The organism is Clostridium sp. USBA 49 (assembly GCF_900167505.1).
Lineage (GTDB): Bacteria > Bacillota > Clostridia > Clostridiales > Clostridiaceae > Clostridium_AT > Clostridium_AT prolinivorans.
Genome location: NZ_FUYD01000016.1, coordinates 26,744 through 41,058, shown reverse-complemented (window position 1 = coordinate 41,058; position 14,315 = coordinate 26,744). Strand labels below are relative to the sequence as shown.

Here is a 14,315-nt window from a genome sequence, read left to right as displayed (position 1 = left end):
GTTTTTATAGTTTTCTTTGAGTATCCATTTCTACTATTTGAGGTTTGTTTTTCAGTAACATCATACTTGTCATATCCAAGCTGTGTATCCATTTCTGCTTCTAATGCTTCTTGCAGTACCTCTTTAAATAATTCTTTCATAGCAGCTAAAACATCATTAGGACTTTTAAAGTTCTGCTCATTAACATAATTTCTTAAAATTTCTTTAGAAATATTCGACATAAAAAACACTCCTTCTTGTAAATATTTGGTATATTATCTATCCAAATTCTTGCCAAGAAAGAGTGCTTTTTATTCAGTTTACACAAAATTTTTTGCAGGCTCTAAAATAAGCACAAACCAAATGTTTTTGTTAAACTTACTAATTTAAATAAACAAAAATCATTTGACTTGTGCTATATTTTTGAAAAAAATTTTTAGCAATGTGAGTTTTTAATTGTTATGGTGTTTAATATATACTTTCTATATTTATACCTTTATAAAAGATATTTAAAATATCTTTATATTTTATTCCATTTTTTGAAAGCTCAATTGCTCCATATTGGCTCATTCCTGCACCATGACCAAAACCGCCGCCATATAATATAAAGCCTTTTTCGTTTTTTTCTACAGAAAAAAATGAAGAAGGAAGAGAAGCTATATTAGTAAGGGATGTTCCATTTTGCCTTATTAAAACTGTTTTTTCATTTGTATATTGTTCATTACATTTTATAGAACTTCTTATATAAGAATCACCCTGCACATTTACAACAGCATTTGAAAAAATAAAAGATATCTCTTTTACTATTCCACTCTTACCTCTTTTTAATATTTTAATATCTTTAATATCTTTAAGTATAGGCATTTCTTTTATTTTTTTTGAATTTTTATAAACAGTTATATAATCTCTATAATTTTCTACAGAATATAGATTTTTTAAAGTTTTATTTAAAGCAGTTGTAATACCTGATTTTGAATATTCAACTTTCCATCTAAAATAAGGATAATTACTATCTATAGCTTTAATATTTGTATTTTTAAAAAAATCAAGCCATTCTTTTTCAGATTTTGGCAGTTCTTTTTTAGGTATAAGATAATTATTATTTTGTATATAAGGTTTATTATCTGAACTCCCATCAGATTTAAACCATACATCTTTATAATCTGCTCCAGTACCTGCTGATGTAGAATAATATTTAGCATCTATAGGGTTATCTTCATAAGTCATTATTATGCCTTTAGTAGATATAACAGCTTCTGTAGCAAGGCTGTTTTGTTCTATATTATTGTATACTTGACTTTTAGTACTATCATCTACATGAAAACCTAAGTTTTCAAATCTATTAGATATCATATCTGATATTGCATAAGTTCTTGCTGCTACTGCTTGACACTTAAGAGCTTCAATACCTCCAAAAGATGGCATTTCAGAAGGAACTACTTTAGATAGATAATCTTCTATATTTACTTCATTTATAACTGTCATACCATTTTTTAAAATATTAAATTCCAATATTCCATTATATACTGGAGTAAAAGAAGGATTACCTCTTTCTAAACTTTCCATTGATAAATCATTTCCACTTAAATAAACTCTATTTTTAAATAAAACATTTGTGTTATTTATTGTAATTTTTAAATCTTTATCTTTGGGTTCTATAAAAATTATACTTTCTTTAGGTATATCAATGGAAAATTTATCCCTTATACTGTAAAGCTTAGAATTTGTATTACATTTTATTTTCATATTTTTATGATAAATAGATGAAAAATTAGTACTCGATAATCCAACTCTTATTGTAGTATAATCTACTGGAAATACAATAAATGTTTTAAGTTCACCTTTTTTATTTTTAAAAGATTTTATATTATTTTTTCCAATTATAATATCTTTAGCTTTTCCTAATGATATATTATTATTTTTATCTATATTATAAAAAAACTTTTTTTTAGACAGATTTATTTGACCTGAATTTTCCGTATCGTAATATGATGAAGTTTTAAGCATAATTCTATCTTCTAGAGGGTTAACTATTTCAAAATCATATGCTTTTAGTAAATTATATTTAAAATTAATTACAGTAAATTTTGGGAAAGTGGAACCTTTATAGATATATTTTTTTTCTTTTCCGTTTATAATCACATTAATTGATTTAGAATTAGAATTTACAACAATACCATGTTCTATAGAACGTGGGAAAAATATTATTAACGATATAATTATTAAAATTATATTTATTATAATAAGTTTTTTCAATTAAAAATCCCCCTTAAATAATTACTTATGATATAATTATAATATATTAAGAAATAATTCATACATATAAATATAAATTATTTTATAGTATTTTATAAAATTTATTTTCATTTTATATTTTAAAAAATTTTCAGATATTTTGTTAAAGAAATAATAAATTTTAACGAAATATAAGTATAAAAAATTTATGTATTTTTTATAAAAAGTTGTTTACCTATATAAGAGTGTAAGCTAAAGGAGGAGCATATATGAAGGGTACAGTAGTAGCCGCTTGGATGAAAACTTGCAGAAAATTATATGGCAATGATATAGTAGATAAAATTATGGAAAGTAATGGGTGGAGCAGCAAAAAAATTTTTTCACCTGCAGAGAATGTAGATGATTCTAAAATAATGAGAGTTATAGCCGATATTGCAAAATCTCAAAATATAGAAGTAAAAGAGCTTTGGAGGAATATAGGAAATTATAATATAAAATCATTTGCTGAAGATTTTCCAGCATTTTTTGAACATGAAAATTTATATTCATTTTTAAAGTCTATGTATGATGTTCATGTTGTTATGGTAAAAAGATTACCTGGGGCAACACCACCGCTTCTTAATATTACTCCAATTTCAAGCAGAGAAGCTATTTTTTCGTATAGATCTAAAAGAGGTATGTTTGATTACTTTTTAGGTATGCTTCAAGGAAGTGCCGAAACTTTTAATGAAAAAATAGAAATACAAGAGATTGAAAGAGGAGAAGACTTTCTTAAATTAAAACTTACATTTGAAAAAGATATATTTTATAAAAAGAAATATACATTTAATAAGCTTTTATCTCTAGGATTTATAAGAAATTTTGGAATAAAAGTTTCAATTTTTACTTTATTATTTACAGTTATTAGTTTAATTCCTATTATAGGTACAGTAAGCTATGCTAAAATTATACCAATAGCTTTTATACCTGCATTATCTGCATTTATAGCTTCATCAGCTTTAACAAGGCCTAAAAAATTATTAGAAGAAAGTTTAAAAAAATTAAATAATAGCGATTTTGTAGAAGACATAGAAATAGTAACAGGAGATTTTTTTGAAGATTTATTCAAATATGTTACAGAACATAAAAAAATAGTTAGAGCTGATTTTGTTGGATTTAAAGGTGTAACAGATGAAATGAATACTTTTGCAGATAAAATAAATCAGATATCAGACTCTATGAATATAACTTCAAAGGAAATAGCAGATGTAGTTGAAGAGGTTGCTAATACTTCTGTAAGCCAAGCAGAAAATACAGAAAATGCAGTTGCTATATTAAATGATAATATTCAATCTTTAAAGTCTATAGTAGAAAATGAAAATTATAATAAGGTTGAACTTGAAAAAGCTATTGAAAAAATTAATCATAGTTATGAAAATGTTAATAATACAAGTAAAAACATTTTAAATAGCTTAGATAAATTTAAAGAAGTTAAAAACAAGGGAGTTGAGCTTGAAAATAAAGCTAAAAATATAACTCAAATAGTATCTATAGTATCGGGAATTTCTGAGCAGACAAATTTATTGGCATTAAATGCTTCTATAGAGGCAGCAAGAGCTGGAGAGGCTGGTAGAGGTTTTTCAGTTGTTGCAGAAGAAGTCAGAAAACTTGCAGAACAATCTAAAAGTGCGGTTGAAGAAATAAATGCAAATCTTGCTCAATTTGTAGAGGAAATAAAACTTCTTGTAGATAAAATAGAAAGTCAATATGGAGTATTAGAAAGTGAAACAAGCAATCTTGAGAAGGTCAGAGATATAAGCTATGAAGCAACTAATTCAATACATACTGTTGCAGAATCTACAATTAAGACAATAAATGAATTAAATAAAGAAACAGATTCTATAGCAAGTATTTATGAAAATATTGAATCTTTAGCAGCCATAGCTGAAGAAAATTCAGCTTCATCAGAAGAAGTAAGTGCTAGTGTTTCAAATTATACAAATGAAATTAAAAGGCTTATAGATAACATTCATGAATTTAAAAATATTACAGAAAATTTCAAGGGAGATTTAAGTAAATATAAAATTTAAAATAGAGCCTATTATATATTTTAGGCTCTAAACTTAAGATATTATAAAAATATTTTAAAATTATACTCCTCTTAAATCAAATTTTGGTATAAAACTTTCAGAAACAGTGCCTTCATCTTGTATGAAGGCATTTTTTATACCTAAATTTAAACAATAATCAATTAGAGAATTATAATGTTTTGGATTTAAAGGTTTATTTATCTCAGGATATTTTTCTACATTATTAAATGGTGTGTATTGATTCATGAGACTTATATAAACATTATCTTTAAAAGTTTTATATATATATTCAATAATTTTTTTAGAATCAAATAAAAGCCCAGGAAGCATAAGATGGCGAATTATAACTCCTTTTTCCATTAAACCTTCTTTATTAAATACAGGATTACCAACTTGTAAGTACATTTCTTCAATAGCTTTAGAAGCTGTTTTGAAATAATTTGGAGCGTTTGAATATTTTACTGCATATTTATCATTAAAATATTTTAAATCAGGAAGATATATATCTATATACCCTTTGAGAGCTTTTATAGTTTCTATATTTTCATAACTGCTGGTATTATATACAATAGGTAGCATAAGTCCCCTTTTTTTAGCTAATTTTATAGCTTCAATTATTTGTGGTACAAAATGTGTAGGAGTAACTAAATTTATATTGTGAGCACCACGACTTTGCTGATTTAAAAATATTTCAGAAAGCCTTTCTATAGAGATTTCTTTACCTATGCCTTCATAACTTATAGAACTATTTTGACAAAAAACACATTTTAAATTACATTCAGAAAAGAATATTGTTCCAGATCCTCTTGATCCGGAAATACAAGGTTCTTCCCATTCATGCAGTGAAACTCTTGCCGCTTTAATTTTATCACTTGATTTGCAAAATCCAATTTCTCCTTTTAACCTGTTGACACCACAGTTTCTAGGGCAAAGTCTGCAATTACTTAAAAGTTCTAACATTTAGTACCCCCTCAATATATGTTTAGAAATATATTTAAATATATAATTATATTTTATCACAAAAATAATTTATGATTATCTCACAAAAACTATTTTTCTTAGAATTGATCATTATATTTTAAAGTAAATCAACAATAAAGATACTACACATTGTGTAATGGAAATTTATTTACAATTTATTGCGGTTTAATCATTTTATATATTTAATGTTTAAAATAAAAATACACACATTGAATCATAAATAAAAGGCTTATAATACCAAAAGCTGGATAAATTATACTTATAAGATTTACAAATCCTATTTGAGATATTGGAATTGCTATTAATATAACTAAAATAACTGAAGTTTTATAAGATATATTAAAAGTTTGAGATAAAGCTTTTCCAACACTATATACATCAGAAACTTCTGTTGAAAACATTTCAAGCCATATAATACATAATAAAAGTATTTGAATTAGTTTTCCAAATCTGTTTGCTATGTAAAGCAGAGGTATTTCATATTTAAATATGTATGGAATATTTAATAAAAGCATAAAATTTATAATTGATGCAAGTATAGCTAAAGCAATAGATCCAATAATAATTCCTATAAGCATACTTTTTTTATTTTTGGTTTCATAATTTAGGGGAACCAAAACTCCGCTGCAGCTAAGTATATTAAATCCGCTATATAAAAGACAAGATAAAAACCAATTGCTTTTATAACTAGGCATACTTTTTACATATGTAAGACTCACTATATCTTTGTTGAAAAATATATATAATATAAAAACTGTAATTAAAACTATAATAAGAGAAGGCACTATAAAAGAATTTATTTCAATAAGTCCCTTAGTATCCCTAAGAAGAACAAAAATAGATATTAAGACCATAAGTATTATTCCTACCCATTTTGAAACACCAAAATATTGATGAATTAATGCACCACTTCCTGCAAGTATTATAGCAGCTCCGCTTATAAGGAAAAGGCTTGTAATGCCATCTGTAAAATTTGCAAATATTTTAGGTCTTAATACTAAATTTATTATTTCATTATAAGATTTTAAATTATATTTTAAACTTATGGAACTTATCATGTAGCCTATTATTATATAAATTAAGGTGCAAAGTAAAATCCCTAAAAAACCTTTATAGCCATATTCAGTAAAGAACTGTCTAATTTCCTGCCCAGAGGCTAATCCGGCGCCTACTATTGTTCCAATAAAAACTGCTGCAATCTGAAAAGAAAGCTTAAAATTTTTACACAAAAAAATCCCTCCAAAAAAATAATAAAACTTCTATTCTATATAAATATATAAAAAATTTATAAAATAATGTATTTATAAATTAAATTTTTGATTTTTGGTAAACTATATATATATAATTACTATAAAGATAAGGAGGAAAAGCATGAAAAAAAATTATATAGAAAAGCTCTTATCATTTATTCTTATAAGCTTTATATTAAGTACATTTATATCATGTAAAAAAGAAGCGCCTAAAGAAGAAAAAGCAAAAACTGCTGAATTTGATTTAATGGTTGCACAAAATGTTGTAGATAACTATATGAAAGAACTTATGAAGGATAATTTAGAAGGCGCCAAAAAATTTTATAGTAGTGAACTTGCACAAAAAACTAAAGAGGAAGGGGAAAGTGAGCTTAAAGTTAAAGGTTATAGTATAGATGAAACAAGTGAGATAGGAGAAAGCGGATTTTTTAAGCTTAAAGTAGCAAGAATGAATTTAAATAAACCTGTAGCTACTTTAGATGATTGCAGTATAAAAGTAAAAAAAGAAGGTTCAGAATATAAAATAGATGAAGTAAAAAACGAAATAAGAAAAGAAGCATTTTTAGAAGATAATACTATTAGAGTTAGAAATAAAAACAATGTAAAGACAAATCTTCTTGCAGATATCTCAAGCTTTCCTCAGTATATATTTTCAAAAGATGATGAAGGTAATTTATCAAAACAGGTAGTTCCTAAAGATAAATTTTCTGTTATAAATTTTGGTTATGAAGGAGAAAGAATAGCTGTATCAACTTATGACAAAGATTCTTTTGTTGGAATTATTAAAATTGATGAAAGTATGGCTGCTCAAGGAGGAAAAGGTGGGGGCGGTCAGGGTGATAAAGGATCTCAGTCCCAAGATTCAAAGGCTCAAGGAGGGCAAGGAGAAGGAAGCACTATGGCAAGAGAAGAACCTATAGGTAAAGAAATGATTCCACTGGATTTAATAAAGGATTCAAAAATAGAATTTATGTCTTTTTCAAATGGTGAAAAATTTATACTTGTACAGTATAATAAAAATAATACAGGAAGATGTATAAGAGTTTATAACACAGATAGCGGAGAACTTATACCTTTTAAATTTGAAGAAAAATATCCTTATGGGAAAGTTGAAATTGTTTTTTCATCTTTTGATAAAGATGTTCTAAATTATGAAGTTATTCAAAAGGATATGAGTGATGAAGCATTAAAAAAAGAAGCGGGTAAATATCAACTTGATTTAAAAAAATTTAAAGAGAAAAAAGCTTAATAATTAAAAACATTATGGTTAAATTTATATTTTTAAGATATAGGAAGGAAGATATATATGAAAAAGGAATGGGGAGGTAAAAGATATTATAGTTTAAATTATTTTTTAAGAGAAAAATTTGGTGAAAAAGTTTTTAAAATATCTTTAGATGCAGGTTTTTCTTGCCCTAATAGAGATGGAACAATAAGTAAAGGTGGATGTATATTTTGTAGTGAAAGAGGCTCGGGAGATTTTGCTGGTAGCAGAAATTTTTCTATATCTTCTCAATTTGAAGATATAAAAAAAATGATGAGTAAAAAATGGAAAAAAGGAAAATATATAGCCTATTTTCAGGCGTATACTAATACTTATGCACCAGTAAATGTTCTTAGAGAAAAGTACGAAGAAGCTATAAAAGAGGATGGGGTAGTTGCATTAGCTATAGCTACAAGACCAGACTGTCTTTCTGATGAAGTTTTAAATCTTTTGGAGGAACTAAACAATAAAGTATATGTTTGGGTAGAACTAGGACTTCAAACTATAAACGATAATACTGCAAAAATTATAAATAGAGGATACACATTAGATACATTTGAAAAAGCTTTATGCAAGCTTAATAAAAAGAATATAGATGTAGTAGTTCATACTATATTTGGACTTCCAAAGGAAACACATGAAGATATGTTAAATACTATTAAATATATTTCTACAAAGTCTATTAAAGGTATAAAATTTCATCTTCTTCACCTTATGAAAGGCACTCCATTAGTTAAATTATATGAAAATGGAGAATTAAATTTTTTAGAGGAAGAAGAATATATAGATTTAGTAACTAAGTCTATAGCTATGCTGCCTGAAAATATGGTAATTCATAGACTTACAGGAGATTCTCCAAGAGAACTTCTTATTGGACCTATGTGGAGTTTAAAAAAATGGGAAATACTAAATTCTATAGATAGAGAATTAATAAAAAAAGATTTGTATCAAGGTTTGTATTTTTCTACAAAATGATACTTTTACTTTTGTAGGCTTTACGAATAGATTTTATACCGTTTACATGATAAAATGAATGTATTCCAAAGAGATATGAGCATATGAATTCAAAGAATAATATGTTCATAATAAATAATGTTAGGGGGAATGTTATAATGGCAAGTGTATCATTACAACATATTTATAAAGTATATCCAGGAAATGTTACAGCAGTTAAAGATTTTTGTCTCGATATAGAGGATAAAGAGTTTATAGTTTTTGTTGGACCATCTGGATGCGGAAAATCAACAACTCTTAGAATGATAGCAGGTCTTGAAGAAATATCTCAAGGAGAGTTGTATATAGGAGACAAGCTGGTAAATGATGTAGCACCAAAGGATAGAGATATAGCTATGGTTTTCCAAAACTATGCATTATATCCACATATGAGTGTATATGACAATATGGCATTTGGTCTTAAATTAAGAAAAGTTCCAAAAGCTGAAATAGACAAAAAAGTTAAAGAAGCAGCTAAAATTCTTGATATAGAGCATTTATTAGATAGAAAGCCAAAAGCACTTTCTGGTGGACAAAGACAAAGAGTTGCTTTAGGTAGAGCTATTGTTAGAGAGCCAAAAGTATTTTTAATGGACGAACCACTTTCTAACCTTGATGCTAAATTGAGAGTTCAAATGAGAACTGAGATTTCTAAACTTCATAAAAAATTACAAACTACATTTATATATGTTACACATGACCAAACAGAAGCTATGACAATGGGTACAAGAATAGTTGTTATGAAAGATGGAGTTATTCAGCAAGTTGATACTCCTCAATATATATACGATCATCCAGCTAATATTTTCGTTGCAGGATTTATAGGTTCACCACAGATGAACTTTATAGACGTTAAAGTTGAAGAAAGCAATGGTAATATAATTCTTGTATTTGGTGAAGATAAAATAATTCTTCCACAAGATAAAGCAGCTGTTTTAAAGAAAGAAGGATATGTAGGAAAAGAAGTTATAATGGGTATAAGACCAGAAAACATAGATGATGATGAAGAGTTTATTGCTAAACATAATGATGCTGTAATAACTGCAAATGTTGAAGTTACAGAACTTATGGGAGCAGAAACTTATATTTATCTTGTAAAAGGAAAAGCAAATATTGTTGCTAGAGTTAATGGAACTTCAAAGGCTAAAGCTGGAGACAAATTAAAGATAGCTTTAGATACAAGTAAAATACATGTATTTGACAAAGAAACAGAAAATACAATAATTTAATAGTATAAAATTTAAGGGGGCTTTAATATGTATAATTTTCGTGAATTTCTGCAAGATTTAAGTTTAAATACAGGTTTAAAATTTGATTTGATACTTGATGATGGAACATATATGTATGAGGGCTTAAAGAATGCAGAAAATATAGAAACTTATAACATATTTATAAGCCTTGGTAACTCTAAGGGCAGCTTAAGGCTGCCTAAAAATTTAGAAAACTGCAGCAGACTTTTAAAATATACAATACAAAATAAGTATAATGAATTTTACTCAATAAGAGAGCAATCTATCATTGAAATAATAGAAGGGAAAGATGCATCTACAAATTATGTAGAAAAAGATTTTCCTTTTTTGCTAGATGGGGCTGCTTTATTTCTTATAGATGTTGATGGAAGTAAGTTAGAAGCATTAAATATTATAAGGCAGCTTTATAATGAAAAAGAAGCAATAAGCTTTGTATATAAAAATAGAATTATAATATTAGGATTATTTGATGAAGTAAATGAACATGCTGAAAGTATAAGACAATCTATTGTATCAGATTTATATTGCAAATGCACTATAAGTTATGGTAATCTTATATATGATATAAAAGATATTAAAAGAGCTTATGAGCAGGCATTAGAATGTTTTACTTTAAGGAAAACTTTTAAAATAAAAGATGAAATTTTTTTCTATGATAAAGTGCTTTTTGAGAAAATAGTTTTAAATATTAATAAAGAAATAAAAGACGAACTTTTATTAAAACTTAAAGATAAATTTGATTTATTTGATAAAGAAATTATTGATACTATTGATGAATTTGTAAATTCCGGGCTTAATATAAGTGATGCTGCAAGAAAATTATATATACATAGAAATACACTTATATATAGGCTTGATAAAATAAATAAAGAGACTGGTTTTGATATTAGAAACTTTAAGGAAGCTACCGTATTTGTAATTGCGTTTCTTATTTGGAAAGAAAAAAGTAGTAAGAGAGGATTACTATGAAAATAACAATAAAGGAAGTTGCCAAAAAGGCAGGAGTATCTCCCTCAACTGTATCAAGAGTAATATCTGATAGCCCTAGAATTAGTAAAGAAACGAAAAAAATAGTAAGAGAAGCTATGGAAAGTTTAGGATATCATCCAAATGCTATAGCTAGAAGTTTAGTAAATAAATCTACTAATACTATAGGTGTAGTAATGCCTAAATCTACTGAAAGTGCATTTTTAAATCCTTTTTTTCCAGAGGCATTAAGTGGTGTTGCAGCTGCAGCTCATGAAAAAGACTACTGCATACTTTTATCTACTGGCAAAACAGAAGAGGAACAGATTAAATCTATAGAAAGTATTGTAATGAGTGGCAGAGTAGACGGGATTATACTTACATATTCTTCTGTAGATAATGCTGCTTTAGAAACACTAAAAAAACTTAATACTCCTGTGGTTGTTATAGGCAAACCTTTAAATTCAAAAGAAACGCTTTATGTAGACAATGATAATGTTCAGGCTTCTTTTGATGTAACAGAAAAACTTATAAAAAATGGGCATAAAAAAATAGCATTTATATGTGGGCCATATGAATTTGTTGTTTCATTAGATAGGCTTGATGGTTATTTAAATGCTTTAAGAAAGTATAATATACCTATTAATAAACAGTATATTAAAGAACATTCAGAATATCTTAAAGAAGAAGCCTACGAAAGTACAATAAAGCTTTTAGATATGAAAGAACATCCCACAGCTTTTGTCGTTACTGATGATGTTATGGCTTTTGGAGTTTTAGATGCTGTTAAAGAAAAAGGTCTTAAAATTCCTGAAGATATTGAAATAATAAGTTTTAATAATATACCTTCATCAGAACTTATAAATCCTTCTCTTACATCTGTGGAGATAAATGCTTATTCTCTTGGCTATGAGGCAGCTAAATTAATCATAGAAGCAATTAAAGGAGAAAATGAACAAAATAAAATTATAGTTCCTACAAAAATTATATATAGAGAAACTTTTAAAAATAAATAAGACCTGCTAATTTTATTTTATAAAGTCAGTAGGTTTTATTTTTACTTTTATTTTTAAACCAGGCAGTTATAAGAGTTAATAAAGGTATTATTGTCTGCATTGGCAGATGTATATATTTTACTGTAACATCTAAACCTATTTTTAAATGTTGTGGGAAATTTTTAGCAATAATTTCAGAAGAAAATAAAATTATTATGCCTACTATAATAGATAAAAGTTTTGTACTTTTTATATTAAAAAAATCAGTTATGCCTAAAACTGCAAAATACATAAAAAAACTTATTTTCATAAACCCACCTGTAACCATAGTTACTATTATAATTATATCTAATCTTTCTAAAAAACCTCCTATTTTTATAAGACGTAAAGTTTCAAGCAGAGGGAAAACAGATGATGATGCAAAATTTACGCCTAAAGCTGTAATAAACAGTATGTTAATTATAGTTAAGCAGACACCTTCTAATATTACTGCACTAATAACAGTTTTTTTTATTTTACTAGTATCATTAAGATTTTTATATAACATTGTAAAAGCAGTAAATTCTCCGTAAGGGAAGGTAATAAGAGACCATCCTTTTTTTATAGGGAATAATATTCCATTTTCAAACATAGGAAAAAGATTATCTATATTTAGCACAAATTTAGTATTTACAAGAAATAAAACAGCAAATAAAAGACCCAACATCATAATAATAAATAATATTTCAGAAGCTCTGCTTAAAGTCTGTATACCAACTATTACTCCATAAATTACAACAATCATTATAAGAGAAGATATAAATAAAACAGAAGTTTGAGGCATAGAAGAACTAACAATAAGACTTGAAAAATCTCTAAGTACTCTAGTTGATGCATAAATAAAATATATAATATATAATAAACTTAAAAAACTTCCCAAAAATTTGCCAAAAATTTTTGGCATGTATGTAACTAAAGTATCATTTGGATAAAATTCAAAAAGCTTTATGTGAACTAATACAAGAATTATAGCTGGAATTATGTAAAAAAGCATAGAAAACCATGCATCTTGCTTTGCATCTGGAGCTAAATAAAATAATATTGCACTTCCATATGGCAGAATAAACATTGATGATAAAAGCTCATAAGGTGATATTTTTTTCTCCATAAAAATTCTCTCCTTTGTTTTCATTCCATGGATTTAAATATTGAACCTGTAGTTCTTATTTTGGATTCTACAGATATATTAATATCCACATTTTCAAATAAAGAATCCCAGTTTTCTTTTATAGAATTCCATTTTTCTGGAGAAGATTTATGAATTTTTTCTCCAAAGCCAAATATATCTGCTTTTAAATTATGCTGAGCTGCATTTAAAGCAAGATTTATTTCATCTTTTATAGCTTTATTTTGAGCATCATTTAATTCATCCATAATTTTCGGATCTTTAACAGGATCAGGCAGAGAAGGCGCAGCTCTAAGTACAGATAATGTTTTAATTTTTATTTGGATATTTATGCTATCATTTTTTAATACAGGTTTAATTTTGCTGGAGGAATTTGAAATTTCTAGTGATATTTTACCTAAGTTAGAAGAATAAGCTGTAATGTTACCTCTATCAACTCTGCCTTTAATAAAGTTTAAGCCCCTTGTTTCTTTATCATTTAAAAATCCTATTAATTTATCTTTTTTAAATACAGCAGAACCTGAAAGCTTAAATGTTTCAGAGCCAAGTTTATCCTCACCTTTTACAAGTTCAATTACACCAGTCACAGGATAAGGTGTTTCACTATTTACTTGATTTACAAAATCAAGTAAGTAAGTATAAGGCCTATATCCTATAATAGACTGCCTTTCAAGAAGATTATCTACAACATAAGTTGGAATAATTCCTTCTTTTGTTCTTGCAGACACTATTTCAGATGCATTTCCTTTAGTTACAAGCAAAGGAGTATTTAATCTAATATCTTCTAATCTAAATATATTATCTTTAAAAGTTTTATCTGAGTATTCGGCAACTCTTTTGCTTAGTACAATATATTTTAAATGCCCGAAATGTTGCATTTTACCCATAACTTTAGAAGTTTCAAAAACAGCATCGTAGAAAGTATCTCCTATGCCTGAATAAATAAGAATTTCATTACTTTGAGAAGTAGAATTAGATGATTCTTGAGTAGATGAAGCTGAAGGATTTAACACCTGCAAAGTTACTTCATATTTTTTATCCGGAGTTAAATCTATACCCATAGCAACTACTAAATATATCTTTTGAATTTCTTTTTTATTGCCTACGCAAGAAGTAAATGCAAACATCTGTAGACTTAATAAAAAAATAATTATAATTTTTTTCATAT

At 26.6% G+C, this 14,315-nt stretch carries 12 protein-coding genes; 6 read left to right on the top strand and 6 right to left on the bottom strand.

The genetic code is table 11. The features are described from left to right. Positions 1-221 (bottom strand): transposase (locus B5D11_RS11495; RefSeq protein ID WP_180376947.1); only part of this gene is annotated, 221 nt, incomplete at its 3' end. Between the two features lie 226 nt (positions 222-447). After that, positions 448-2,235, bottom strand: a complete 1,788-nt coding sequence (locus B5D11_RS11490; protein WP_078683170.1) for a SpoIID/LytB domain-containing protein — start codon at positions 2,233-2,235, stop codon at positions 448-450. A gap of 248 nt (positions 2,236-2,483) precedes the next feature. On the opposite strand from B5D11_RS11490, the gene B5D11_RS11485 reads away from it, so the two are divergent. Beyond that, entirely contained in the window at positions 2,484-4,283 is a 1,800-nt protein-coding gene (locus B5D11_RS11485; RefSeq protein WP_078683169.1) for a heme NO-binding domain-containing protein, read from the top strand. A 60-nt stretch (positions 4,284-4,343) separates the two neighbouring features. Here the strand turns inward: B5D11_RS11485 and B5D11_RS11480 are convergent, their stop codons facing one another. Further along, a complete protein-coding gene (locus B5D11_RS11480; RefSeq protein ID WP_078683168.1) occupies positions 4,344-5,243 on the bottom strand; it encodes a radical SAM protein in 900 nt (299 codons plus the stop codon). Between the two features lie 203 nt (positions 5,244-5,446). Next, positions 5,447-6,493, bottom strand: coding sequence for a YkvI family membrane protein (locus B5D11_RS11475; protein ID WP_078683167.1), 1,047 nt, complete (start codon positions 6,491-6,493; stop codon positions 5,447-5,449). A gap of 142 nt (positions 6,494-6,635) precedes the next feature. On the opposite strand from B5D11_RS11475, the gene B5D11_RS11470 reads away from it, so the two are divergent. From B5D11_RS11470 to B5D11_RS11450, 5 genes are all read left to right on the top strand, one after another. After that, positions 6,636-7,763: a hypothetical protein gene (locus B5D11_RS11470; RefSeq protein WP_078683166.1), complete on the top strand. Its 1,128-nt coding sequence runs from the start codon at positions 6,636-6,638 to the stop codon at positions 7,761-7,763. Between the two features lie 57 nt (positions 7,764-7,820). Further along, positions 7,821-8,753 carry a TIGR01212 family radical SAM protein gene (locus B5D11_RS11465; protein ID WP_078683165.1) on the top strand — a complete coding sequence of 311 codons (933 nt, stop codon included), beginning with the start codon at positions 7,821-7,823 and terminating at the stop codon, positions 8,751-8,753. Between the two features lie 137 nt (positions 8,754-8,890). After that, positions 8,891-10,000 (top strand): ABC transporter ATP-binding protein, encoded by a 1,110-nt coding sequence (gene ugpC / locus B5D11_RS11460; protein ID WP_078683164.1) that lies wholly within the window; start codon positions 8,891-8,893, stop codon positions 9,998-10,000. Positions 10,001-10,027: 27 nt separating this feature from the next. Further along, on the top strand, positions 10,028-10,990 hold the full coding sequence (locus tag B5D11_RS11455) for a PucR family transcriptional regulator (protein ID WP_078683163.1): 963 nt from the start codon (positions 10,028-10,030) through the stop codon (positions 10,988-10,990). Continuing rightward, positions 10,987-12,003 (top strand): LacI family DNA-binding transcriptional regulator, encoded by a 1,017-nt coding sequence (locus B5D11_RS11450; RefSeq protein WP_078683162.1) that lies wholly within the window; start codon positions 10,987-10,989, stop codon positions 12,001-12,003. The genes B5D11_RS11455 and B5D11_RS11450 overlap by 4 nt, the downstream gene beginning before the upstream one ends. Before the next feature lie 25 nt (positions 12,004-12,028). On the opposite strand, the gene B5D11_RS11445 is transcribed toward B5D11_RS11450, so the two are convergent. Then, positions 12,029-13,129, bottom strand: coding sequence for a GerAB/ArcD/ProY family transporter (locus tag B5D11_RS11445; RefSeq protein ID WP_180377013.1), 1,101 nt, complete (start codon positions 13,127-13,129; stop codon positions 12,029-12,031). A gap of 20 nt (positions 13,130-13,149) precedes the next feature. Beyond that, positions 13,150-14,313 (bottom strand): Ger(x)C family spore germination protein, encoded by a 1,164-nt coding sequence (locus B5D11_RS11440; RefSeq protein ID WP_078683160.1) that lies wholly within the window; start codon positions 14,311-14,313, stop codon positions 13,150-13,152. Positions 14,314-14,315: the final 2 nt, after the last annotated feature.

Bases quoted from the DNA above. Each gene is read 5' to 3' on its own strand.
- ugpC (WP_078683164.1), top strand. From the start codon at position 8,891: ATGGCAAGTGTATCATTACAACATATTTATAAAGTATATCCAGGAAAT.
- B5D11_RS11450 (WP_078683162.1), top strand. From the start codon at position 10,987: ATGAAAATAACAATAAAGGAAGTTGCCAAAAAGGCAGGAGTATCTCCC.
- B5D11_RS11455 (WP_078683163.1), top strand. From the start codon at position 10,028: ATGTATAATTTTCGTGAATTTCTGCAAGATTTAAGTTTAAATACAGGT.
- B5D11_RS11480 (WP_078683168.1), bottom strand. From the start codon at position 5,243: ATGTTAGAACTTTTAAGTAATTGCAGACTTTGCCCTAGAAACTGTGGT.
- B5D11_RS11465 (WP_078683165.1), top strand. From the start codon at position 7,821: ATGAAAAAGGAATGGGGAGGTAAAAGATATTATAGTTTAAATTATTTT.
- B5D11_RS11440 (WP_078683160.1), bottom strand. From the start codon at position 14,313: ATGAAAAAAATTATAATTATTTTTTTATTAAGTCTACAGATGTTTGCA.
- B5D11_RS11445 (WP_180377013.1), bottom strand. From the start codon at position 13,129: ATGGAGAAAAAAATATCACCTTATGAGCTTTTATCATCAATGTTTATT.
- B5D11_RS11485 (WP_078683169.1), top strand. From the start codon at position 2,484: ATGAAGGGTACAGTAGTAGCCGCTTGGATGAAAACTTGCAGAAAATTA.
- B5D11_RS11470 (WP_078683166.1), top strand. From the start codon at position 6,636: ATGAAAAAAAATTATATAGAAAAGCTCTTATCATTTATTCTTATAAGC.